This window comes from Demequina sp., from assembly GCA_024707205.1.
Classification (GTDB): Bacteria; Actinomycetota; Actinomycetes; order Actinomycetales; family Demequinaceae; genus Demequina.
The window spans coordinates 770,712-794,043 of the sequence record JANQAD010000001.1; the positions used below are offsets into that span (position 1 = coordinate 770,712).

A 23,332-nucleotide genomic window follows, 5' to 3' on the forward strand; every position below is an offset into this window, starting at 1 on the left:
CGTTGTTGTGCGGGTGCTTGGATCCCTCATTGCGGCGACGGGCGCGCTGATCCTCGCGGGATGCGCATCCGCTTCGCCGAGCTTCAATGACGCCTCGCACTACTTGTGCCTCCAGCACACGATCGACGCGGACGTGCTCGCCGCGCGCACACCGGTTGAGGACCTCACGGGCGACGCCGCGACCATGCTCGCCAAGGCGCAATGGGACGACGGCACCCCGTTGCCCCTGGACCCCAACGCGGGGTGGGTGCTCGCGGGTCAAGAAGACGAGAGTCTGCTGATCATCCGGCCGTTGGCGGAGGGAGAGGCCGCAGGCGTTGGCCTCCCAGGATCCGATCACGAGATCATCGAGATCTCGCGCCTGCACGGCACCAATACCGACCCGGACGCCTGGTACGTGACGTCCAACAGTGTCTGCCCGCTCACGATCGACCTTGGCGGGCTCACCGTGCCCACGGTCGGCCTCGATCCGGCGCACATGCCCAGCAGCGACACCACGGAACTCAACCTCCTCGTGACGGAGAGCGGGTGCAATTCGGGCCAGAATGCCGACGGCCGGGTGAAGCTGGTCTCGCTCGATGAGACTGACGACACGGTGACTGTGACGATCGGGGTGAAGTCACGCGGCGGCTCGCAGACCTGCCCCAGCAATCCAGCGACGCCGTTCACGGTGAAGCTTGCCACACCCCTCGGAGACCGGACGCTCATGGACGGGACGCGCGGCGTGAAGCTCACCTCGCCGTGACGAGCACTTACTCCGCGTAGACGCGGCGCTTGTAGTTGGTGAACTGGCGCTTCCCAACCGCGGCCCACAGCAGCCGCACCGGCCCGGGCAGGAATTCACGGATGAAGCGCTGGCCCTCCTCAGGTCCGAGCACGTCCACGATGAAGCCCAGCTGGATGAACTGCTCGTTCTTGGGGATGCTCGCGCGGCCGTGCTCGCCCAGCTTGTCCCACTCGGCCTGCGTGAACGACGTGGCGGCCACGGGCAGGATGAGCCTCTCCTCGTTGCCCAGGTGCTCCTCGAGGGTCGCCAAGATCTGGTCCAGCAGGCTCGCCACCTTGTCGCGATCATCGGCCCCTGCCGTCGCGGCCCACACGGGGATTGCCGCCTCCACCTGGTCCAGCAGTGCGCCAACGGCGGCGTGCTGCGCTCGCATCTGACCCACGTGAAGGGCACACGCCGGCGCCCGCTGCTCCAGGGTGTCCCACAGCAGCAGGTCCTCGCCGTGGTGGTGGGAGTGAAGGCTCGCGGCGAGTTTCAGCACGTGCGGGGCGACGACGTCCACGCGCTTGCGGTCGCCGTCGGCGACGCCGCGCACCAGGCCAGGGGCGTCTCGGAAACCCTGGCGGAAGACCTTGTGGATCAGCACCATGTCCGACGTGTTGCACGTGGGCGCGGGGCCGGTCTGCTCGGTGGGCGTCGACATGGGAGCTCCATTCGCCGGGACGTGCGTGCTGTGCTGAATGGCACGTTACTCGCACAGCCCCCTCAACCACAGCGTCGGGCATCAAGAAGCCCGGCCCCTGCTGACAGGGACCGGGCCGTTGGAGCCGCCTAAGGGAATCGAACCCTTGACCTATTCATTACGAGTGAATCGCTCTGCCGACTGAGCTAAGGCGGCGCGGTGCGCCCTAAGGGCGAACCGAAGAAAAAGTGTACCGGGTCAGCAGACAGTTCCCGAATCAGGCATCTTCCCGTCAACGAGCCACCCGTCAACAGCGTCGATGATGCACTGGTTGGACCGGCCGTACGCGGTGTGGCCCTCACCCTCGTAGGTGAGGAGCGTGGCGTTGCCCAGCTCGGCGGTGAGGTTCTTGGCCCACTGGTAGGGCGTGGCGGGGTCATTGGTGGTGCCGACCACAAGAATCGGCGAAACCGAGGCCGCCTTGTCCAGCGAGGTCACGGGCTCGCGCGAGTGGAACGGCCAGTCGCTGCACCCGGTCGAGGCCGCGAACCACCACCCGAACGTGGGCGAGGCCTCCTCCATCTTGGCCCGGAACTGGTCCACGCGGGCGAGGTCCCACGAGGGCTCCTCCGCCGCGTCGAGGCAGCTGATGACCGAGAACACCACCGTCGAGTTCGTGAGGTACTCCCCCGTGTCCGTGCTGCGGTCAAGGTAGAAGTTCGCGAGCTGGAACATGAACCACGCCGTGTGGTCATTCATGACCTCGTCGAGCGCCTGCTCCAGGTAGGTCCACGAGCCCTCGTCGTACAGCGTCACCACGATGCCGTACGTCATGAGGTTGCCGTTGACCTCACGGCCCTCGCCGGTGGAGACGGGGTGCGCGATCGCGTTGTACGCGATGTCGTGGATCTGCTTCTTCGCGGCGTCTGCGTCCTTGGAGAGCGGGCAGTCCTTCTCTCCCGCGCACCACTTCACGAAGCTCGTGAGCGCGCCCTCGAAGCCGGCGGCCTGGCCCGCGGCCTGGTCGTCCTCGGGGAGCAGGAAGTCCACCGCGCCGTCGAGCGCCATCTGGCCAACGTGGTCCGGGTACAGCTGCGCGTACGTGGCACCGAGCTGCGTTCCGTAGGAAAAGCCCAGGTAGTTGAGCTTTTCGTCGCCGACGAGCGCCCGGATCACATCCATGTCCCGCGCCGCCGAAGACGTGTCCACGTTCTCCACGAGCGCGCCTGTGGCCTTCTCGCAACCCTGCGCAAAGGCGAGGTTTCGCTGGTTGGCGGCCTCAACGTCGGCCTCCGTCTCGAGGGGGGTAGTCCTCGACGATGAACGCGTTAACGGTGTCCGCGTCGCCGCAGTCAACGGGCGTCGACGTGCCCACCCCGCGCGGGTCGAATCCGATGATGTCGTACGCCGCGAGCAGGTCGTCGCCCGCGCTCTGGCTGAAGTAATCGGTGAAGTCCAGCCCCGAGCCGCCCGGCCCGCCCGGGTTGATCAACAGCGAGCCCTTCTTGTCGCCCGTGGCCGCGACCTTGTTGATCTTGAGCGTGATCTGTTCGCCGCCCGGGTTGCCCCAGTCCAGCGGCACCTGCACGTCCGCGCACTCGAGGCTCGCGCACTTGCTCCAGCTCAGCGTCTGCGCGTACGGGTCAAAGCCGCCGGTCGTGGGCGCCGCCGTGGGCGTCACGCTCGGCGTCACCTCCACCTTCTCCGGCGTGCACGCCGTCAGCACCAGCAAGGCAAGGGCCGACGCTGCGGCCAAGGACAGTACGACCCGTGGCTTTGTCATGGGGCAAGGCTAATTGACCGGGCGCAGCGCGAGCGTCATCGCCTCCATCGCGAGCAGCGGCGCCACGTTTCCCGCGAGCCGGGTGCGCGCCGTGCCCAGCGCGTCGAGGCACGTGACAGTGTCCTCGAGCGTGGTGCGCTCCGCGAGCGCCTCGATGTGCCCCCGGTGCGACTCGTTGACCAGGTGCACGCTCGCGCCCACCTGCACCGCGGCGACGTCCCGGTACAGGCTCATGAGATCCAGGATCGCCCGGTCAAGCACGTCCCGCTTCATCCTTGTTGCCCGACGCTTCTGGTCGTCCTCCAGTTGCCTCACCTGGGCGCGGAGTGCGGGGGCAGGCGGCCGGACTCGTCGGCGCCGAGCGCCTCCATGAGCTGCACCTTCTCGGCCCCATCGCGCTCATCCGAGACGGCCTTCGCGTCCTCGTCCGCAACGGCGACGAGGTCCGCGGCGGCGAGGATCGCGTCGCCAACTCCCCTGATCTCGGTGGCGATGGCGAGCACCTGGTCTCGACGGCGTCGGGCCCCTGCATCCCTGGCGAGCCGCCGAGCGATCCCGATGTGGCTCTGCGCCGCGCGGGCGGCATCGATAGCAATGTCAGGGAGGATGCCGTCGCGCTCCACGAGCAGCTCCGCCACGGCGTCCGCGGTCGGGGTCACGAGCGAGACGATGCGGCAGCGGCTGCGAATCGTGACCGCCACGTCTTGCGAGGACGGGGCGCAGAGCAGCCACACTGTGCGCGGCGGCGGCTCCTCGATGGACTTCAACAGCACGTTCGAGGTGCGCTCCGTCATGCGATCGGCATCCTCGATGATGATGACGCGCCACCGCCCCTGGCTGGGCGCCTGCTGGGCGGTGCCGATCAGTTCGCGCACCTCGTCGATCGAGATCGTGACCTTCTCGGTGGCCACGCGCTTCACGTCCGGGTGCGTTCCGCCGCGCACCTGGCGGCACGCCTGGCACTCGCCGCAGCCACCCTGCTCGCACTGGAGTGCGGCGGCGAAGGCCCTGGCCGCGTGAGACCTGCCCGAGCCCGGCGGTCCCGTGATGAGCCACGCGTGAGTCATCGCGGTGGGGTCGCTCACCGCCTGCTGAAGCGAGGTGAGCGCCCGCTCCTGGCCGACGACGTCGTCCCACACCCCGTTGCCCGTCACTGCAGCTGCCCCTCCAGCAGCGGCTCCACGGCGGCCCTTACCTCCTCGGCGATCACGGCCACCGGACGAGCGGCATCGACAACGAGGTAGCGCTCTGGCGCTCGCGCCGCGAGCGCCAGGAACCCCTCGCGGATGAGCGCCGCGTGCTCCACAGTCTCGCGCTCCACCCTGTCAAGGTCTCTCTCCATGCGGTCTCCCGCCGGCGCCATGTCCAACACGATGGTCAGGTCAGGGAGCAGCCCCTCCGTGGCCCACATCGAGATGCGCTCCACCTCGTCGCCAAGCCCGCGGGCGCCGCCCTGATAGACGATCGAGCTGTCCAGGTAGCGGTCCTGAAGCACCACCGCCCCGCGCTCGAGCGCGGGGCGCACCAGGGTGTGGATGTGGTGGGCGCGGTCGGCGGCATACAGCAGCGCCTCCGCGCGCGGGGCCACGTGGTCGCCGTGCATGAGCGCCATCCGCAGGTCACGCCCAAGCTGGGTGCCGCCGGGCTCCCTGGTCGTCAAGACATGGGGGTGCCGCACGCTCAGCCCCTCCGCAAGGACCTCGAGCTGCGTGGTCTTGCCCACGCCGTCGCCCCCCTCGAAAACCACCCAGGTGCCGCTCATGGGCTAAGGCTACCGGGGCCGTCGGACACTTACTCGTGGATGTACACAGGCGTGCCAAGCGGCAGCTGCCAGAGCTCCACGAGCTGAGTGATATCGGCGTTGTTCATGCGGATGCAGCCGTGCGAGATGTCCTTGCCGATCGAGCTGGGGTCGTCGGTGCCGTGGATGCCGATCACCGCGTCGCCGCCGTTGAAGTTGTCCAGCACGGGGCTGTAGCCGCTGAGGCCGTACGCGTACGGGCCGTACGCGCCCTTGGGATTCGGGGGCGCGAGGAGCTCGCGGATGAAGTATGTGCCGCCGGGGGTAGGCATGTCGTCCTGGCCCGTGGCGATGGGGTACGTGGCGATGATCTGGCCCGCCTCCGAGACCGTGAGCGTGTGGTCCGCGTGATAGACGTCCAACTGCAGGTCCGTGGAGTACAGGTTCACGTCATTGGGGCTCACCCAGCCCGTGGTGCCGTTGGGGCGCACCGGGAGGAAGACCTCGACGCCCTCCTCCGTGACCTGCTTCACCAGCAATACCAGGGGCGTCTGGTCCGGGACCGTCAGCACATCCTCGGCCTTGAGGGTGCTGGTGGTGGGGCCGCCAGGGGTGTCGCTCACTTTGATGCTGTCGCCCTTCACGTGGGCGATGGTGGACGTGTACTCGCTCGTGTCGGGCGTTGCGGTCGCCGTGATGCCCGGGATGTCCGACGCTGTGGCTTGGGGGGTGGGCGTGGTCGCCTGGGTGGGGTCCTGGGTGGTGCCGGTGCACGCGCTCAGCACGGCCAGCACCGCCAGGGCGCCGACCGCGGCCCTCAGCCTGCGCAGTCGCATGGAGAGAATGTATCAACACCTGCTTGGCGGGGCTCACCACTGCTAATCTCAATGTAGCCGGCGACCCGATCGGCAATTGAGGGGAAACACATGAAGCTCAAGTCCCTTGCCACAGTTGCGTCCGTTGGCGTGCTGGTGGCTTTGGCCATTCCCGCGAGCGCTAACGCGGCCCAGGCGCCCACAGGCGCCATCCACCACACGGTGTTCACCGGCCTCAAGCTCGCCGATCCCGATGCGGTCACCGCCGACGTCTACTTCCAGTTCAACTACGCGGTCGACGCTCCGTCTGACGAAGCGCTCGGGGACTCGGTCACGGGCGCAGTGGTCAACGACGAGGTGGAACTGCCGTCCAGCAACCAGTACTACGGCGAAGGCGAGGAGGACTTCTGCGTCTCACCTCAGGTAGACATCGCCGCAGACCTCTCCACCGTGACCGTCACCGGATTCGAGGAGTTCCAGGGTTGCGGCGCTCAGATCGCCTCCCTCGTAATCGACCTCCACGGCGCCACGTTCGCGTCCGAGGCGACCATCGAGTCCGACGGCCTCTTCTCGCTCCTGCAGGAGCAACAGGAAGGCATCGCAGGAGGAGGCGGCCGCGGCGGATTCTCGCAGTCCGTCCACATGGCCCTTGTTGAGGTGCCCACCGTCCAGACCGGCGGTGTTGTCGCCGACGGCGCCTCGTTCGAGGCCTACTGGGAGGGCACCGGCGTTGGCCTGCTCGCCGGCGCGACTCAGTTCAGCTTCGCCGACGAGGCCGACGGTGCCGAGCCGGTTCCCGGAGACCCCACCTTCACCGGTTGACGGTTTCGCTCGTCATCGAGCGCGCGAAGGGCCGTGCCCGCGTCCGTAGAGGACGGGGGCGCGGCCCTTAGTCACTCGCCCGGGTACACCACGCCTATCTGGGCCCTGATCGCGTCCAAGGTCTCCATGATCGCGAGGGTCTCCGCGTGGGGGAGCTCCTCGGGTTCCGTGCGGCCCTCCGCGACCGCGCGGGCCAGGGCCGCCGCCTCGTACTGGAAGCCGTTCTCGACCCGGCCGTCGAAGTCCCATGTGGTGCCGTCCTTGCGGATGAGGCGCCAGGTGGTGGGGGCGTAGAAGGTGTCCGCGATCTCGATGCGGCCCTCCGTACCAGCGATGACGGCCTGGCACGCGGTGCGGGCCCACATCGTGGTGGTGAGTGACGCCTGCGCGGCGGGGCCGCGCGCGCCCTCCTTGTAGTCGAAGACCATGCTGACCTGCCCGTCCACCCCCGCCTCGGTGAGCTGGCCGACTGCTGTGACAGCGTCGGGCCTGCCAAGGATGTCAAAAGCGAAACTGATGGGGTAGATGCCAAGGTCGAGGAGGGCGCCGCCGGCGAGGTCGGGGCGCTTCATGCGGTCGACGTGGGCGATGGGCTGGCCGTGGTCGGCCTGGATCGTCACGACGTCGCCGATGTCTCCGCGCGTGATCGCTTCGCGAGCGGCCGTGATGTGCGGGAGCCAGCGCGTCCACATGGCTTCCTGGACGTAGGTGTTGTTGGCGCGTGCGGCGTCGAGGACCTGACGGGCCTGGGCGGCGTTCTGCGTGAATGCCTTCTCTACCAGGGTGGGGATGCCGGCGTTGATGGCGAGCAGCGCCGGGGTGTGGTGGTCGTTGTGGGTGGTCGCGACGTAGATGGCGTCCACCTCTCCGGAGTTCACCAGGGCTTCGTAGTCGGTGAAGGCGTGCGCGATGCCCTCCGCATCGGCGAAGGCCTGAGCCTTGCCGGGGGTGCGGGAGGCGACGGCGGTGACCGTGCTGGCCGTGTGCTGGTTGACGGCCTGCGCGAGCTTGTGAGCGATGCCTCCCGCGCCGAGGATTCCCCAGCGGATGGCGGGAGCGTCTAGGGGAAGGGGTGCAGTCATGGGTCCAGCGTAATGCCCGGGCAGACGCCTGGGTCTGGGTGCCAGCGCGGGCCGGCGGGTCCCACCCGCGCACCTCTGAACCACTTGTAGACCTATTCCTCGCAGGGCAGGCCAAGAAGTGGGCCTGAGTGGTTCAGAGGAAGACCAGCGCGGGTCAGGCAGCGCCGTTCTTGGCCGCGTGAATATGCGGCTGGACGCTAGCGGGCACCCGGCCTGCGCACGTTGAGGTGCCCAACCGGCCGCGCCAGCATCCACGCAACGCGGCGCTGAAAGAGCGGGCTGATTCGCATGCCGGTGATGCGCGCCACCTCGAGGCCGAACTGGAGAGGGTCGTCCACTACGTCCGCGTACGGGAATCGCACTGGGAAGTCGCCGGCGGCGACGATCTCTCGATCACGGCGTCGGTCTTCGACAAACGCCGCTCGCGTACCGTGATACTTCCAACTGTCTACTTCGATCACGTGACGCTCGCCGACCTCGATGTCTACGCGGCCGACATGTTCTCGCTCCACCTGAATGCGCGGCGCGAATCCCGCTGCGGTGAGTGTTGCGTGAGCAACGGTCTCGGAGACGGAGGCGCAAAGCCCAGTCGCCAGTCGAAGTAGCCACTCTCTGCGGTCGCCAGGGCCTTTCGTGAGCACCGGGGGGAACACCGGATCAATCCTGCGCCTATGCAGCGCGCTGTCGATGATGACCAACTGCTCAAGGGGAGAAGTGCACCACCCGACGTGGTCGATTGCCTCGTCAATCGGCTCGAGTAGCCGCCGCTCATCGGGGTCATCCGAGCGATGCACGCCCGGTAACCGGAGCTTCGCTAGTCGCTCGTCCTTGATATGCCGGTTGAGGGGCACGAGGATGTGCGGGACTACCGGGCGTCGAAGTAGCAGGAGACCCCAGGCGTCGCAGGCGCTCAGGCAGGCCACCCGACCCCTGAGTGCGGCGGCCGCGACTCTCGGATAATGAGTGCCGGGCAAGGCATATGTGCCTCGGACCGGCCGCCTCACCCCTCCGCCTTCGACCGCCGCGATCAGCTCCCAAAGGGGAACACCGCAGTCGAGCAGCTCGTTGCGGCGACCTGCTCCGCCTAGGAGTCTGAGTGCGTTCGTGGGATCCACGCGCCCATGATGTGCGACGATCGGCGACCATGGTGCGGGCCTGTGGATAACTCGCCAGGTACCTCTGAACCACTCATCCCGGAGATCTCGTTTCCCCAGTGCAGGTAAGTCCTCTGAGTGGTTCAGACGTCTGGCGCGGGCGCGGAGCGGGCGCGGAGCGGGCGCGGGCGCGGCGCGGCGGGCCTACTCCCCCGGGTACACCACTCCGAGCTGCGCCCGCGCCTCGTCCAGCACCGCCATCACCTCGAGCGTCGCGGAGTGCGGCATCACCTGGGACTCGGTCGCCCCGGACCGCACGCCGCGAGCGACCTCGGCCACCTGGAACTGCCACCCCAACTCCGTGGCCTGCGAGAACACGAGTTCGCGCCGCCCTGCGCGCGTCAGCGTGAACCCGGCCGGCCCAAAGTAGTCGTGGCCAAAGTCGATGCGCCCGTCCGTGCCCGAGATCGTCGCGAGCCGCGCCGTGTCGGCGGCAAAGGATGACAGCGCCGTTCCCATTGCCCGACGCTCGGGATAGTTGAGCACGATCGTCTCCCTCAGATCCACGCCGGTGGGCGCGAGCGCGCCGAGGGCGCGCATGGACGTGGGCGCCCCGAGGAAGTCGTGGATGAGGTTCACCGGGTACACGCCAAGGTCGAGGAGCGCTCCCCCGGCGAGCTCGGGCGCGAAGTTCCGGGACGTCGGGTCATACGCGGGAGAACCGCCGAAGTCAGCGCTCACGTGCACGATGTCGCCGAGGAGTCCCTCGGCCACGAGCCGCCGCGCCTCCACCATGTGCGGCAGGAATCGCGTCCACATCGCCTCCATGAGGAAGACGCCCGCATCGCGAGCCGCGTCTACCACGGTCAGCGCCTCCCGCAGGTTGCTCGTGAACGCCTTCTCCACCAGCACGTGTTTGCCAGCGGCGATGGCCATGAGCGCGTGTTCCGCGTGCAAAGCGTGGGGCGTGGCGATGTACACCGCCTGCACCAGCGGGTCCTCGCACACCCTCTCGTAGGCGCCCTCGCCAAAGCGCACCGTGGGGACGTCGAACCGCGACGCGTACACGCGCCCGCGATGCGCGTCCCTCGACGCGACCGCCTGCACCGTTGACCGCGTGTGCCCAAGCAAAGATCGCGCGAACACGTCCGCGATCCAGCCCGCGCCGATCACTCCCCAGCGCAGCGAGGGCGCGTCCATCGGGTCCGCGAGGCGATGCCCCGTTGGCCGCACGTCAACTGCTGTCACGCGCCCTCCTTTGCCATGGTGATCCACGAGGTGTGAGTGCCGATGGGGGCCACGTGGCCGTGCCCGTCATTGAGGAAGACGCTCACCGTCATGTAGTGGACAAGACTCGAGGCCGCGGCCGGGTCAATCGATGTCGAGACGCCGGCGCACTCGTCGAACGTGCGCAGCCCGCGCGTCGTGAGCGTGGCCGTGTACGTCCCCGCCGCCTTGTCTCCCGAGTAGTCAATGGCGGGCCGAGACTCGAGCTGCGAACCCACATACGCAACCCGGCCGTCGGGCGCCAGAACGTAGTGGGTCATCGTCATCACCAGATACGGCGCGATCGCCGGGTCCGCGTCCACGCTGAACGCGAACTCGCTCGCGTGCCACTCGCTGCCGAGCGTGACCCGCTGGCCCTGGGCGAGCACGTGATAGCCGGTGGCGTCGTGCAGCAGCGGGCGGCCGAAGGTCATGACCTGGAAGGCGTCGACGAACTGCGTGGTCCAGCCCTGGGTGAGGGTGCGCGCGTCCACCGCGCACGCGTCGGCGATGGACGCCGCGCGGAACACGGGGCCGTCCGCGGCGGGCGCTGGGATGTTCACCGTCTGGCCGTGCTGGTTGAGCACCTTCATGGAGCCGTCGTCGTAGGTGATGAGGCCGTCCTGAGCCTCCACGGGCACGCGCACGGTGCTCGCGGGCTCGAGCGGCTCGCTGCGCATCAGGTTCGGAAGAACCACCGCGGCCGTGGCCGCCATCGCCGCAATCACCAGCGACAGCCCGGCCGTGATGGCCCGACGCTTCCTCACCTCTCCCCGCACCTCGCCCGCGAGCCGGGCGGCTACGACGGCGGAGGACAGCCGGTCGGCGGCGTCGGCGCCGACCTCGCCAGCGAGCGCGTCCAGGCGATCGATCATGTCGCTCATCGCCGCCTCCCCTTGCCGCCGTTGACGATGCGGATCGCGTCGTCATCGGCGGGCTCCACGTGATCGCCAAGCAACGGTCGCAGCACGGCGGCCGCGTCGAAGAGGTAGCGCTTCACCGTGCCTTGGTTGAGGTGCATCGCGGCCGCGACCTCCGGCACCGTCATGTCGTCCCAGTAGCGCAGCGCCACCGCGATCCGCTGCTGGGGGGTCAGCGACAGGAGCGCCTTCTCCACGGCAACGCGCTGCGAGATCGCGGTCACGTGCTCAACGGGAGCGGGCACCTGGGCGAGGGTCGGCGCCTTCTCTCGCCAGCGTCGGGCCTTGCGGGAACGGTCGATTACCAGGGTCTTCATCGCCAGACGCACGTACTGCTCGGCGGCGGCGGGATCGCTCAGGCGAGGGCGGCGGACGAACGTCTTGACGATCGCCTCCTGCACCAGCTCCTCCGCGTCGCTTTGGGAGCCGGTGAGGATGAAGCCGTACGCGGCGAGGCGCGCGCCCGCGGTGCGGGTGAGCCCCGCGAGCACCTCGTCCAAGTCGGCCATGACTCTCCCTCGATTGCCACCAAAACGCTTGAAGGGCGCGGATCGTTGTGCGGCAATTCAGGGTAGTGCCGCTAATGGGTCACGGGAATGAACGGCCACGACGGCAGGCCCGAGACGATCCGCACGTCCCCGAACTCGCTCACGACGGTCTCGCCGCTGGGCCGGGCGACCATCACGCGCGCGTCGTAGGTGCCCGCGGGGATCTCCGAGCGGTCCACCGCGCGCGGGCCGCCCTGGCAGAACGGGTCCGGCGTGAGGGTCAGGAACAGCCCGGGGTCGTCGAGCGGCATGTCGTCCACGACCCCGTAGCGGGCGGTGAAGCCCCACCACGAGCCGTCGTCCGCGATGAGCGCGAGCGTGACCCGCACGCTCGCCGGGTACTCGCGCATGATCTCGGACACGGCCAGCTGATAGAACATCGCGCCGTCGCGGCTGTACAGGGGGATGGGGTAGTTGGGAGGGAGGCCGTCCGAGAGGCCGTAGATGCGCGCGGCCTCGATCCACGTTGGCAGCGGCGGCATCGAGCCCGGATACGGGATCGCGTCCATGGCCACCGGGACGTCCGGGATCTGCTGGCACGCGACGGCCTCCTGGGTGACGAAGGCGCCGCCTGGCGTCACCAGGTAGCCGGTCGTGTCCAGGTGTGGCAAGGGCCGACGCTCGCTCACCTCCGCCTGCCCACTCGGCGAGGGGTCGGGGCTCAGTCGGGCGTCGTGGGGCGTCGCCACTACCGCCGCGCCAAACGCGATCGCGGCTGTCACGCCCGCCGCAGCGGCGACGTTTGCCCGACGCTTCCCTCGCCTCACGCGCGCCCGCAGGCTCTCCCTGAGGGCGGAGTTGGCCAGGCGGTCGTGGGCGCCCGCCGAGCCGCGCTCCGCGTACGCCTTCAACTCGCTGCCGAGGTCCACTAGGACGCTCTCCTTGTGAGAATCGGCACCGGGTCCATGACCGGATCGATGGGGCCGAGCGTGGCGGTGAGCCGCGCCAAGGCGTCCGCGAGCGCGCGTTCCACGGACGCCTCGGGGATCCCCAAGGTGGTCGCGATCTGCGGGATCGTGAGGCGATCATGGTGGCGCAGCACCGTCACGGTGCGCTCTCGCGGAGTGAGCGGCGCGAGCGCATCGCCGATCCTGTCCGGCGGGCCGGGCTCGTGTTGCTGTGCTGCGTGACGAGTCACGTTCGCGACGCGCATGGCCTCCTTTACCAGGTGCTCCGCGGCGGGGCCGGGCGCTCGGCGCCGGGAGAACACGCGCACGATCCGTCCTCGACGAGCCTGTCGCCGGCCTGTTGCGAGCCGGTCAGCAGGAAGCCGTAGGCCGCGAGGCGACCCGCGGCCGCGTCGAGCAGCCTGCCTATCGGGTCGTCAGCCATGACAGAAGCCCTCCACCACCTGAGAACGGAATGGGCGACGTTCTCGGTTCAGGCTAGCTCGCGATTCCCAGGTACACCCAGGTCTGCATCGCGGCCGCGTCGAAGTCGATGCTGACATCGGGGTAGGCGGCGTTGACCGCGTCAAGGTCGATGCCGTCGATGACGAGGTATACCGCGCCCTTGGGCGGCGAATACTCGAACGTGATCACGCAGTCCAGTTGAGCGTCCGGAGGGGGGTGCGTCGTCGGACCACGCGAGCTGCGTTGCGTCTGCGTTCCACCCCAGCGGCTCCGCGATCTTTGGCCCGCCGCTGGCGACGACGAGCCAGGCGTCGTGGTCCGCGTACCACCGCCTGGTCTGCGGCGAATCTGCGTCGATGACCAGGTTGCCCTCCTCGAGCAGCCCGCCGAGAGGCCGCAGGCCGGGGAAACTCGCCGTGTACGTCATCGAACGGCCGTTGGGCAGGCCCGCCCCCATGAGGTCCTGATACGGGCGGCAACTCGCCTCGGTTGGCCGCGGCACCAAGAACGCCTGGAACACATCGCCCGTGGGTCCGTGGGGGTCCGCGGGTGGCGCCGCCTGCGCCTTGACGTACTCCTCGACGTCGTCCACAGTCACCGTGAGCGGACCGCCGGGATCCACGATCGTCGCTACCGGCCCGCCGCCGTCTCCCACTCGCGAGAACTGCAGCACCAGGTGATATGTCACCTTTCCAGACGAGTTCCCGGGCGAGTTGTCCCCGCACGCCCCCGGTCGCGGCGCGTTCACGTGGAGGTTCGCGCCGCCGCCCTCACTCAGCGGCGCGTACTGCTCTTCGGTGACGCCAACGATGGTGCCGAGCTTCACCGCAACCGTGCGCGCGCGCACGATGGTGTGGCCGCGCAGCCCGATATTGCCCTGCCATGACACCGCGGCCTGGCCCGCCGAGTACCCCGCGAAATTCGCGTGGGTGTTCCCGCTGCTATCGGTGAGCACCCAGTCGCCCTGCGGTTCGTCAAAGTAATAGCCCGCGTCCGAGATGTACTCCGTAGTTCCCGACTCCACCACCCACGGCTCTCCGCACACGAGCTCGCTCAGGTGTCGCGAGAGCTCCTGCGCCGGCGGCGCCTGGCCCACGCCCGGAAGGGCCGACGCTATGGCCACCACCCCCACCACGGCGACTACGGCAGTGGCCGCCGTGGCGACGGCGCGGTTGCGCCTGCGCGAGCGGATGCGTTCGCGGGTGGTCGGCTCCTGGTCCGCGACGGCCGACGCCACCTGGGCGCCGTGCGACTGGGCCCACTCTTCAAGGTTCTCCCTCAGCCCGCTCATGTCACGACCTCCGTGACGGCGCTGCGCTCGCCCTCGTCGTCCTCGCCGAGCAGCGGGGCGAGCGCCCGGCGCCCATCTTGCAGGTAGCCCTTGACCGTGCCCTCGGCGATGCGCATCGCGTCCGCGATGGTCGCGACTGGGAGGTCCTCCCAGTAGTACATCGCGATGACCGCGCGCACGCGCGGGGCGAGGGCGCCCAGCGCCGTGGCCACGGCGTCCGCTTCGGCGACCTCGTCTGCGGGGCCGGCAACAGCGTCGGGCCGCGGCAGACTGGGCGCCGCGCGGTGCCAACGTGCCTGCTTTCTGAGGCCGTCGATGTGGATGGTGCGGATGGCCGCGCGGACGTACGCCTCCGCTTGGGGGAGGTTGGTGAGGCGGCGCGGCCGAGCGCACACCTTGACGATCGCTGCCTGCACCAGTTCCTCCGCCTCCGCGTGACTGCCCGTGAGGAGGAACGCGTACGCGCCGAGGCGCGGCAGGGAATGCCGATACAGCTGGGCGATAACGTCCGGCTGCGATATCACGCGTCCCTCCCCTCTATGCAGGGATAACGCTCAGTGGGCGGTCCAGGTGGGGAGGCGGTCTGGATGGCTGATGCGGCGGAGTTTCGTGGCGGAGACGATGATCGCGCCCACGGCGAGAATCGAGATCAGCACCGCCCCCTCCCACGTCACCATGGGCTCCGCTCCGCATTGCGAGAAGGTCTCACCGTCCACACACCAACCGCCCCAGAACCCCCACGCGGCTGCGAGGGCGAGCACGCTAAGCGCGATCACCGACCACCACAGCCACCTCATGATCCCGACGGTAGTCCCATGGCGCGTCGTGATGCGAGCCGGATGACGTGCCGAAGCCACACCCGCGTCTCCGCATTTTTGGAATTCCGAAAATAGCTGAACACGGGTGGGTCCTGCGACTGCGCGCAGGATGACCGCAGGTCCTGCGCGGGGCGACGGCGGGTGCTGCGCACTGCGACTACGCGCAGCGTGACGCGCGGGGGTTCTACTTCTTCTTGGCCGCAGGCTTCCGCTTGGCCGGGGCGCGGCGTGCCGCGGGCTTCTTGGCCGGGCCCTTCGCGCGCTTCTCGGCGAGCAGCTCCACCGCCCGCTCGGGCGTGAGGGACTCCACCGTGTCGCCACGTGGGATCGTCACATTCGTGACGCCGTCCGTGATGTAGTCGCCGAAGCGACCCGACTTCGCGACGATCGGCTTCTCCGAGACCGGGTCCACCCCAAACTCCGCGAGCGGCGGCGCCGCCGTGCGGCCGCGGCCGCGCTTGGGCTCCGCGTAGATCGCGAGGGCCTCGTCAAGGGTGATGTCGAGAAGCTGGTCCTCGCTCGCCAGCGTGCGCGAGTCCGTGCCCTTCTTCAGGTACGGCCCGTACCGCCCGTTCTGCGCGGTGATCTCCTCGCCGTCCGGCGAGACGCCAACCACGCGCGGGAGCGACATGAGCTTGACCGCGTCCTCGAGCGTCACCGAGTCCAGCATCATCGACTTGAAAAGCGACGCCGTGCGCGGCTTGGCCTTCGAGTCCTCGGGCAGCACCTCGGTCACGTACGGCCCAAAGCGCCCGGCCTTCGCCACCACCGGCAGCCCCGTCACGGGGTGGTCCCCAAGGGAGCGCTCGTCGCCGCCCTGCGAGGCGAACAGCTCCTCCGCCTTGGCCACGGTCAGCTCGTCCGGCGCCACGTCCTCCGGCACTGACGCGCGCTGCGTCTCGCCGTCCACCTCGCGCTCGATGTACGGCCCGTACCGGCCCACGCGCAGCGAGATCCCGTCACCGACGGGAAAAGTGTTGATGGCGCGAGCGTCGATCTCGCCCAGGTCATCTACCAGGTGCTTCAGCCCTTCCTCGCGCCCCTCCGCGTCGCCCGCACCGGACCCGAAGTAGAACTTCGACAGCCACTCGGTGGAGTCCGCCTCACCCCGCGCGATGCGGTCGAGGTCCTCCTCCATGTCCGCCGTGAAGTCGTAGTCGATGAGCCAACCGAAGTGCTGCTCCATGAGCCCAACGATCGCGAACCCGATCCACGTGGGGATGAGCGCCTGCTTGTCGATCCGCACGTACCCGCGCGCCACGATCAGGTCCACCGTGGCCGCGTAGGTCGAGGGCCGCCCGAACTTGCGGTCCTCGAGCTCCTTGATCATCGAGCCCTGCGTGAAGCGCGGCGGCGGCGTGGTCGCGTGGCTCACCGGCTCCAGGCCCGACGCTGTCACGGCCTGGCCCTCGGAAAGCTGCGGTAGGCGTTCCTCGGCTTCGGTGACGTGCGTCTTCTTCTCGGATTCGTACCGGGATTCCTCGCGCGACTCCTCGTACGCGGCCAGGAAGCCCGGCGACGTGATGATGGTGCCGGACGCGGAGAACTCGACCGCGTGCCCGGCCGACGACACGGCGCCCAGGCGCACCGTGGACGTGGTCCCAATGGCGTCGTTCATCTGCGACGCGACCGTGCGCTTCCAGATGAGCTCGTACATGCGGAACTCGTCGCCGCGCAGCTCCGCGCGAACGGAGTCCGGCGTGCGGAAGCGGTCGCCGGCGGGGCGGATCGCCTCGTGCGCCTCCTGCGCATTGGAGTCGGAGGAGGCGTAGACGCGGGCCGTCGCGGACACCGAGTCGGACCCGTAGAGCTCCGCCGCCTGCGAGCGTGCGGCGCGGATGGCCTCGCCGGAAAGCGTGGGCGAGTCGGTTCTCATATAGGTGATGAATCCGCGCTCGTAGAGTCCCTGCGCAACGCGCATCGCGTCGCGGGCGCCGAGGCGCAACTTGCGCGACGCCTCCTGGATCAGCGTGGACGTGATGAACGGAGCGGCGGGCCTGCGCTTGTACGGCTTGGACTCCACACCCACCACGGAGAAGTCGGACCCCGCCAGTCCCGCGGCCAGCGAGCCCGCCGTGGAAGCGGTGACGTGGAAGACCTTGTCGTTCTTGAGCACGCCGCGGTCGTCGAAGTCCTTGCCAATCGCCACCCGGCGACCATCGACCGAGGTGAGGCGGGCGGTGAAGCCGCGCCCAGCGTCGGGCCCCTGCGTGGCGGCGAACGAAGCGGTGAGATCCCAGTACTCCGCCGACTGGAACGCCATGCGCTCCCGCTCGCGGTCCACCACCAGCCGCAGCGCGATGGACTGCACGCGGCCGGCGCTCAGACCCTGCTGGATCTTGCGCCACAGCACCGGCGAGACCTCATAGCCGTAGAGGCGGTCGAGGATGCGGCGGGCCTCCTGGGCCTCCACCAGCTCCATGTCGAGCTCGCGGGGCTGTTCCAGGGCCCGGGCAATCCCCTCGCGCGTGATCTCGTGGAACGCGAGGCGCTTGACGGGCACCTTGGGCTGGAGCACCTCGAGCAGGTGCCACGCGATGGCCTCTCCTCGCGGTCCTCATCGGTTGCGAGGTAGACCTCGCTCGCGTCCTTGAGCCGCGACTTGATGTCCGCGACAACCTTCTTCTTCTCCGGCGACACCACGTAATAAGGAGCGAATCCGTTCTCCACATCCACCGCGAACTTGCCGACGGAGCCCTCACGCTTGCCCGCGGGCAGCTCGCTCGGCTGCGGCAGGTCACGGATGTGGCCAACACTCGAGACGACGTCGTAGTCGTCGCCAAGATAGCCACCGATGGTGCGGGACTTGGTTGGCGACTCGACGATGACGAGCTTGCGGGGCATGGTGCCTGCTTTCGTGGGGGTGGAACGCACACAGGATACATAGGCGGTCCAGCGCCGCAACTCATGGGTGGGAACATGGGGGCATGCCCCTGGTCACCCAAGCACTGTCCGACGCTGTGCTCGCCGCCATGCGAGAGGCCACCGATGCGGAGGTCATGCCACGCTGGCGATCTCTCTCGTCCGATGATGTGCGGACCAAGGCCGGGCCCTGGGACTTGGTGACCGACGCTGACGTGCTGGCCGAGCGCAGGCTCACCGCATCGCTCGCTTCGCTGCTGGACATCCCGGTGGTTGGGGAGGAGGCGACGGCGGCTTCGCCGGAGCTGCTCGAGCTGGTCTCGGCAACCGAGGCCTGCTGGGTCGTGGACCCCGTTGACGGCACGCGCAACTTCGTCCACGGGCAGGAGGACTTCGCGTGCATGGTCGCGCTGATCGAGGGCGGCCGCACGCAGGGCGCATGGATCACCTACCCGGCCGTGGACCGCGAGATGCATGGGGCGCTTGGAATTGGGACTTTCATCGACGGCGCGCGAGTCGCCGCGCCCGAGCCGCCCGAGCCGTCGGCACTGCGCGGTGCGCTGGGAGCGCGGGCGTTCGTGCGCGACGTCGAGGGCGTGTACGCGGCGGCCGCGACGCTTGGCCCCGTCCGCGACATCCGCTTCTGCGCGGGCTGGGACTACCTGGACGTCGTCGAGGGGCTCAAGGACTACGTGCTGTTCACGCGAACGCTGCCGTGGGACCACGCGCCCGGTTCACTGCTGGTGCGCGAGGCCGGCCTCGACTCGCGGCGCCCCAACGGCGACGAGTACCTTCCCGGCGACGGCAAGCCCGGGCTGCTGACGGCGCACCCGAGCGTGTGGGAGCGGATCTCGCAGGCGGTGCTGCCCGCGCTCTGAGCTGGTGCTAGCGGCGCTCTAGATCCGGCAGGTCGGCGACGTTGATGACCTCATACATCGCGCGGCCGCACAGCACGGGCGCGTGAGCGCCAGAGCGGATCACTTCGCGCACCACCGCGAAGACGTCCTCGCGCGAGTGCGTTGCCGGGTCCACCGTGAGGGTGACTTCGTAGTCCACGCCGGAGCGCATGATCAGCTCGAGCGAGGAGCGCGCGCTGGCGCAACCGGCGCACGCGATCTCGATGCTCACCCAGTCCAGGAGCGGCAGCACCTCGGCGAGCGCGTGCGGGTTGGCTCCGGCGGTACGCAGCCCCACCCCGTAGCCGAACTCGCGCACGCGTGCCATCGCCGCCGCGAGGCCGACGTTCGCGGTGGGCTCGGCGCCCTGGAACACCACGGCGTCCACGAGGCCGCGCCGGTCGGCGAGCACCCAGCTCAGCTCATCCCACGCGAACCTGCCCTCCGCGCCGGGGACCGCGAGGGTCACGGCGGCGGCCAGGCGACCGGGCCAGGCGTGGGAGTCGGCGAGTTCGAACGCGCCAATGGAGAGCTGCTCGGCGCGCGAGAGCGCGCCCGGGGACAGGGCAGTTGTGGTCACCCATAGACCGTAAGGGCCGTTCGCGGCGATTTCCCCGGACCTTGGGCCCGACGCTTCAGGCCAGAAAACCCGTCTCCACCAGTTCGCGGATGGCCGGGATCAGGTCCTGGGCGTGATCCACGCCCAGCGCCTCGAGGGCGCCGAGGATCTGGCCCACCGTCAGTTCACCATCACACGCGCTCACGAAGCCAGCGAGGGCGGTGTCGGCGCGCACCGCGCGCCCAAAGCCGCCGCCCTGGCGGATGAGGATGTGCTCGGGATCGGCGAGGAGGGGCCGGCCGTAGACCTCTCGCGTCACGTCGCCGGCTACGGTGAGGCGCTCGTCTCGCAGCGCGTCGTCGCCCAGCCGCTCGAGGCGATCGTGCGCCGTGAGCGTCGCGGCCAGCGTGGGCCCAAGGGGAGCCGAGACTGGGCCCTCCAGCGACTCAAGGCGATGCAGCGTCGAGCCGGCCCCGCCCGGGCGGCGAAGCAGCACCATCCCAAAGCCGATCTCCCGCACCCCGCGACGATCGAAATCCGCGAGGTAGGCCTCGTAGGCGTCGTCGAAGGCGGCGCGGCCGCGCTCGGGGACCACGCCCGCGTCGCGCAGCCAGGTCTCCGCGTATTGGGCGGCGTCGAGCACGTCCCGCTGCACCACCCACGCGTCGAGGCCGGTGCCGTCCAGCCACGCCTCCCAGCGCTCGCGCCAGTCGCCGCGGATCTCCCAGTTGCCCAGCAGCTGCGCCACGCCGCCGGGCGTGAGCGCGCCCCCGAGCGAGCGGACGAGCGTCCCCATGAGCGAATCCCCTGGCAGACCGCCGTCGCGATACTCGAAGCTGGGCGCGCCCGGGGGTGTGATCACGAACGGCGGGTTGGAGACGATGAGGTCAAACCGCTCCCCCGCGACCGGCTCCAGCAGGGATCCGTGGCGCAGGTCCAGGTCCACGCCAGCGAGGGCGGCGTTGAAGCGCGCGAACTCGAGGGCGCGGGCCGAGGTATCGGTGGCGGTCACGCGCGCCGCGTGGGTGGACGCGTGCAGCGCCTGGATGCCGCTGCCCGTGCCGAGGTCGAGCGCGCGTGACACCGGGGTGCGCATCGCGACCGAGGCCAGGGTGAGGCTCGCACCCCCAACACCGAGCACGTGGTCATCCATGAGCCCCTCGCCGGTCACCGCCTCGCCCAGGTCGCTCGCGATCCACCAGCGATGGTCCTCCGTCTCGTAGGGGCGCAGGTCAACGAGCGCTCTTGCTTGGTCTTGCGGGCTCAGCCCCGCGGTGGCCACCAGGCCCGACGCTGCCGCGCCTTCCGTTGTCAGCGTCGGCAGGGCGCGGTCGACTTGGGCGACGGTGAGGGTCTCGCCGAGCGCGAAGAGCCTGGTCAGGAGCGCAACGGGCTCGCCCCCGCGGCCCTTGCCGCGAGTCGCGCGGGGACCAGCTGCTCACGGTCGAGCGCGGCCACCGCGCGGTCGCCGACCAGCTCCGCGATCGCGTCGTTGGTCCACGGCGCGAGGTCCCGCCTGAGAGCGGAGGGGTCCGAGAGCGTTGGCACACGGTCAGGCTAGCGGGGCGCGGCGGCGCGGGGCGGTGAAGTCCGCACCGCCGTCCGCCCGGGACGCGGAATGGGTGCTGAGTGTCACCAATTTCGAACTTGGTGACCCTCAGCGCCCATTTCAGGAGTGAGGAGAGCGCGCTACTCCTTGGCGTCGGCCTCCGCGAGCTCCGCGTCCACGGCGTCACCGGGCGAGTCGTCGCCCAGGTCGTGCACGGCGGAGTCCACCTCGGACGCGATGCCGCCCTGGTGCGCGCGGCGGGCCGCCGCATACACCGCGCCCACGGCCACAGCGGCCGCGATGAACGCGATGCCGCCACGCAGCCATGGGTTGGCGCTGTCGCCGTAGGTCAGCATCACCACTGCGGGCGCGATGAGCACCGACACCAGGTTCATCACCTTGATGAGCGGGTTGATCGCGGGGCCGGCGGTGTCCTTGAACGGGTCACCAATGGTGTCGCCGATGATCGTGGCCTCGTGGGCGGGAGAGTACTTGCCGCCGTGATAGCCGTCCTCGACGATCTTCTTGGCGTTGTCCCATGACCCACCCGAGTTCGCGAGGAACACGGCCATGAGCACGCCGGTGCCGATCGCGCCGGCGAGGAAGCCCGCGAGCGCTCCGGGACCCAGTGCCATGCCGACGAAGATCGGCGCCATCGCGGCGAGCAGACCCGGCGTCGCGAGCTCGCGAAGCGAGTCGCGCGTGCAGATGTCCACGACGCGGCCGTACTCGGGGCGCTGCGTGCCGTCCATGATGCCTGGCATCTCGCGGAACTGGCGGCGAACCTCGAACACGATCGCGCCCGCGGCGCGGGTCACCGCGTCGATCGCGAGACCGGAGAAGAGGAACACCACGGCGCCGCCGATGATCACGCCGACGAGCGTGATGGGGTTGATGATCTCGTAGCTGAAGGTCGCAACCGCGTTGCCGGCGTTGGCCAGCGCAGTGCTCACCGCGTCGGAGTACGAGCCGAACAGCGCGGTCGCGGCGAGCACGGCCGTCGCGATCGCGATGCCCTTGGTGACGGCCTTGGTGGTGTTGCCGACGGCGTCGAGGTCGGTGAGCGTCTTCGCCGCCTCCTCGTCCACCTCGCCGGACATCTCGGCGATGCCCTGGGCGTTGTCGGAGACCGGACCGAACGTGTCCATCGCCACGATCACACCAACGGTGGTGAGCAGGCCGCAGCCCGCGAGAGCCACGAGGAACAGCGCCAGCGGGATCGAGGACCCGGCCACGAAGAACAGCGCCACGATCGCGCCGCCGATCACGAGCGCGGTGTACACCGCGGACTCGAGGCCAACACCGATTCCGGCGAGCACCACGGTTGCCGCACCGGTAAGAGAGGTGCGGGCCACGCGGCGCGTTGGGCGCTTGGCGGTGTCGGTGAAGTAGCCGGTGAGCCACAGGATCACGCCCGCGAGCGCGATGCCGATGACCACGGCGATGGACGCCGCGACGCGCGGGTCGGAAGCGTCATCGCCGAGGCGCGAGCCGTTGAAGCTCGCGAACGAGTCGGGGAGGTACACGAAGGCCGCGGCAACGGCGAGCACGGCGCCGATCACGGCGGACGTGTAGAAGCCACGGTTGATGGCCTTGAGACCGCCCTCGTTCTTGCGCACGCGGGTGATGAGCACGCCGATCGCGGCGGTGACCGCGCCGATCGCCGTCACGATGAGCGGGAACACGAGGCCCTGCTCGCCGAACGCGACCTTGCCGAGGATCAGCGCCGCAACGAGGGTGACCGCGTAGGACTCGAAGAGGTCCGCGGCCATGCCGGCGCAGTCGCCGACGTTGTCGCCCACGTTGTCCGCGATCGTGGCCGCGTTGCGGGGGTCGTCCTCTGGGATGTGGTTCTCGACCTTGCCAACGAGGTCCGCGCCAACGTCGGCCGCCTTGGTGAAGATGCCGCCGCCAACGCGCATGAACATGGCGAGCAGAGCGGCACCGAAGCCGAATCCCTCAAGCACGGCAGGAGCGTCGGCCCGGTACAGGAAGACCACGAGAGCCGACGCGCCGAGGCCCTGCCCAACAACGCCCATGCCCACCGCGCCGCCGGTGCGGAACGCGATGCGGGCGCCGCGAGCGCGGCCGTCCTCCTCGGTGGCGGCGAAGGCCACGCGCACGTTCGCGCGCACGGCCAGCCACATGCCCATGTAGCCGATGACAGCCGAACACGTGGCGCCTACCAGGAAGAACGCGGAACGACCGATGCGCACGTCCATGTCGCCGGGCAGCAGGAACAGCAGCGCGAAAACGATCACCGCGAACACGGAGAGCGTGCGGAACTGGCGCTTGAGGTACGCGGACGCGCCCTCCTGGACCGCTCCCGCGATCTCCTGCATCTTGGCGCTGCCCTCGTTGTACTTGAGCACCTGTTGGCGCAAATACCAGGACATAGCGAGCGACAGCGCGGCAATGACCCCGATAACGATGACAGTGGTGACGCTTTCGGTGGAGACCGAGATGGCCTGGACCGAGGTGGATAGCATTCGTCCTCCTTGACGGCCGCGACGCCCTTGTCACGG

The 23,332-nt window shown here is 69.3% G+C and carries 24 protein-coding genes, 1 tRNA gene and 2 pseudogenes; 3 read left to right on the forward strand and 24 right to left on the reverse strand.

The genetic code is table 11. From position 1 onward, the window contains the following. Positions 1-7 precede the first annotated feature (7 nt). The gene (locus tag NVV57_03890) at positions 8-745 is read left to right on the forward strand and encodes a hypothetical protein (protein ID MCR6711876.1); all 738 of its coding nucleotides are present in this window, start codon (positions 8-10) and stop codon (positions 743-745) included. A 7-nt stretch (positions 746-752) separates the two neighbouring features. Here the strand turns inward: NVV57_03890 and NVV57_03895 are convergent, their stop codons facing one another. The 7 genes and pseudogenes from NVV57_03895 to NVV57_03925 all read right to left on the reverse strand — a co-directional run bounded on the left by NVV57_03895 (position 753) and on the right by NVV57_03925 (position 5,769). Beyond that, positions 753-1,430 (reverse strand): hemerythrin domain-containing protein, encoded by a 678-nt coding sequence (locus tag NVV57_03895; GenBank protein ID MCR6711877.1) that lies wholly within the window; start codon positions 1,428-1,430, stop codon positions 753-755. A gap of 119 nt (positions 1,431-1,549) precedes the next feature. Further along, positions 1,550-1,625, reverse strand: a tRNA-Thr gene (locus NVV57_03900). A gap of 42 nt (positions 1,626-1,667) precedes the next feature. Then, on the reverse strand, positions 1,668-2,627 hold the full coding sequence (locus NVV57_03905; protein ID MCR6711878.1) for an alpha/beta hydrolase: 960 nt from the start codon (positions 2,625-2,627) through the stop codon (positions 1,668-1,670). Between the two features lie 61 nt (positions 2,628-2,688). Further along, entirely contained in the window at positions 2,689-3,192 is a 504-nt protein-coding gene (locus NVV57_03910) for an alpha/beta hydrolase (protein MCR6711879.1), read from the reverse strand. Positions 3,193-3,201: 9 nt separating this feature from the next. Then, positions 3,202-4,331 (reverse strand): annotated as a pseudogene (locus tag NVV57_03915) (DNA polymerase III subunit delta'). Between the two features lie 11 nt (positions 4,332-4,342). After that, the gene (tmk, locus tag NVV57_03920; protein ID MCR6711880.1) at positions 4,343-4,954 is read right to left on the reverse strand and encodes a dTMP kinase; all 612 of its coding nucleotides are present in this window, start codon (positions 4,952-4,954) and stop codon (positions 4,343-4,345) included. A gap of 29 nt (positions 4,955-4,983) precedes the next feature. Continuing rightward, complete coding sequence (locus tag NVV57_03925; protein ID MCR6711881.1) at positions 4,984-5,769, reverse strand: L,D-transpeptidase; 786 nt, start codon at positions 5,767-5,769, stop codon at positions 4,984-4,986. A gap of 90 nt (positions 5,770-5,859) precedes the next feature. On the opposite strand from NVV57_03925, the gene NVV57_03930 reads away from it, so the two are divergent. Then, entirely contained in the window at positions 5,860-6,570 is a 711-nt protein-coding gene (locus NVV57_03930; GenBank protein MCR6711882.1) for a hypothetical protein, read from the forward strand. A 71-nt stretch (positions 6,571-6,641) separates the two neighbouring features. Here the strand turns inward: NVV57_03930 and NVV57_03935 are convergent, their stop codons facing one another. The 13 genes and pseudogenes from NVV57_03935 to topA form a co-directional block, all read right to left on the reverse strand. Next, complete coding sequence (locus tag NVV57_03935; protein MCR6711883.1) at positions 6,642-7,652, reverse strand: Gfo/Idh/MocA family oxidoreductase; 1,011 nt, start codon at positions 7,650-7,652, stop codon at positions 6,642-6,644. 197 nt (positions 7,653-7,849) lie between these two features. Then, complete coding sequence (locus tag NVV57_03940; GenBank protein ID MCR6711884.1) at positions 7,850-8,767, reverse strand: endonuclease domain-containing protein; 918 nt, start codon at positions 8,765-8,767, stop codon at positions 7,850-7,852. 183 nt (positions 8,768-8,950) lie between these two features. Continuing rightward, the gene (locus tag NVV57_03945) at positions 8,951-9,994 is read right to left on the reverse strand and encodes a Gfo/Idh/MocA family oxidoreductase (GenBank protein MCR6711885.1); all 1,044 of its coding nucleotides are present in this window, start codon (positions 9,992-9,994) and stop codon (positions 8,951-8,953) included. Further along, positions 9,991-10,896 (reverse strand): hypothetical protein, encoded by a 906-nt coding sequence (locus tag NVV57_03950; protein MCR6711886.1) that lies wholly within the window; start codon positions 10,894-10,896, stop codon positions 9,991-9,993. Before NVV57_03950 ends, NVV57_03945 begins: the two co-directional genes overlap by 4 nt. Then, complete coding sequence (locus NVV57_03955) at positions 10,893-11,441, reverse strand: sigma-70 family RNA polymerase sigma factor (GenBank protein ID MCR6711887.1); 549 nt, start codon at positions 11,439-11,441, stop codon at positions 10,893-10,895. Before NVV57_03955 ends, NVV57_03950 begins: the two co-directional genes overlap by 4 nt. A 71-nt stretch (positions 11,442-11,512) precedes the next feature. Further along, positions 11,513-12,349: a hypothetical protein gene (locus tag NVV57_03960; protein MCR6711888.1), complete on the reverse strand. Its 837-nt coding sequence runs from the start codon at positions 12,347-12,349 to the stop codon at positions 11,513-11,515. Continuing rightward, positions 12,349-12,633, reverse strand: coding sequence for a hypothetical protein (locus tag NVV57_03965; GenBank protein ID MCR6711889.1), 285 nt, complete (start codon positions 12,631-12,633; stop codon positions 12,349-12,351). Before NVV57_03965 ends, NVV57_03960 begins: the two co-directional genes overlap by 1 nt. Positions 12,634-12,641: 8 nt before the next feature. Then, the gene (locus tag NVV57_03970) at positions 12,642-12,812 is read right to left on the reverse strand and encodes a hypothetical protein (GenBank protein ID MCR6711890.1); all 171 of its coding nucleotides are present in this window, start codon (positions 12,810-12,812) and stop codon (positions 12,642-12,644) included. A gap of 53 nt (positions 12,813-12,865) precedes the next feature. Continuing rightward, the gene (locus tag NVV57_03975) at positions 12,866-13,021 is read right to left on the reverse strand and encodes a hypothetical protein (protein ID MCR6711891.1); all 156 of its coding nucleotides are present in this window, start codon (positions 13,019-13,021) and stop codon (positions 12,866-12,868) included. Next, positions 12,954-14,123, reverse strand: a complete 1,170-nt coding sequence (locus tag NVV57_03980) for a hypothetical protein (GenBank protein ID MCR6711892.1) — start codon at positions 14,121-14,123, stop codon at positions 12,954-12,956. Before NVV57_03980 ends, NVV57_03975 begins: the two co-directional genes overlap by 68 nt. Next, positions 14,120-14,647: a sigma-70 family RNA polymerase sigma factor gene (locus NVV57_03985; protein ID MCR6711893.1), complete on the reverse strand. Its 528-nt coding sequence runs from the start codon at positions 14,645-14,647 to the stop codon at positions 14,120-14,122. The genes NVV57_03980 and NVV57_03985 overlap by 4 nt, the downstream gene beginning before the upstream one ends. Before the next feature lie 30 nt (positions 14,648-14,677). Further along, entirely contained in the window at positions 14,678-14,920 is a 243-nt protein-coding gene (locus tag NVV57_03990; GenBank protein MCR6711894.1) for a hypothetical protein, read from the reverse strand. A 205-nt stretch (positions 14,921-15,125) separates the two neighbouring features. Next, positions 15,126-17,785: pseudogene (gene topA, locus NVV57_03995) on the reverse strand (type I DNA topoisomerase). 83 nt (positions 17,786-17,868) lie between these two features. On the opposite strand from topA, the gene NVV57_04000 reads away from it, so the two are divergent. Continuing rightward, complete coding sequence (locus NVV57_04000) at positions 17,869-18,681, forward strand: inositol monophosphatase (GenBank protein MCR6711895.1); 813 nt, start codon at positions 17,869-17,871, stop codon at positions 18,679-18,681. A gap of 7 nt (positions 18,682-18,688) precedes the next feature. Here the strand turns inward: NVV57_04000 and NVV57_04005 are convergent, their stop codons facing one another. The 4 genes from NVV57_04005 to NVV57_04020 all read right to left on the reverse strand — a co-directional run bounded on the left by NVV57_04005 (position 18,689) and on the right by NVV57_04020 (position 23,296). Beyond that, positions 18,689-19,279: a hypothetical protein gene (locus NVV57_04005; protein ID MCR6711896.1), complete on the reverse strand. Its 591-nt coding sequence runs from the start codon at positions 19,277-19,279 to the stop codon at positions 18,689-18,691. A 55-nt stretch (positions 19,280-19,334) separates the two neighbouring features. Then, on the reverse strand, positions 19,335-20,540 hold the full coding sequence (locus NVV57_04010; GenBank protein MCR6711897.1) for a methyltransferase: 1,206 nt from the start codon (positions 20,538-20,540) through the stop codon (positions 19,335-19,337). Between the two features lie 95 nt (positions 20,541-20,635). Further along, complete coding sequence (locus tag NVV57_04015) at positions 20,636-20,806, reverse strand: hypothetical protein (protein ID MCR6711898.1); 171 nt, start codon at positions 20,804-20,806, stop codon at positions 20,636-20,638. Between the two features lie 141 nt (positions 20,807-20,947). Beyond that, positions 20,948-23,296 carry a sodium-translocating pyrophosphatase gene (locus NVV57_04020; GenBank protein MCR6711899.1) on the reverse strand — a complete coding sequence of 783 codons (2,349 nt, stop codon included), beginning with the start codon at positions 23,294-23,296 and terminating at the stop codon, positions 20,948-20,950. Positions 23,297-23,332: the final 36 nt, after the last annotated feature.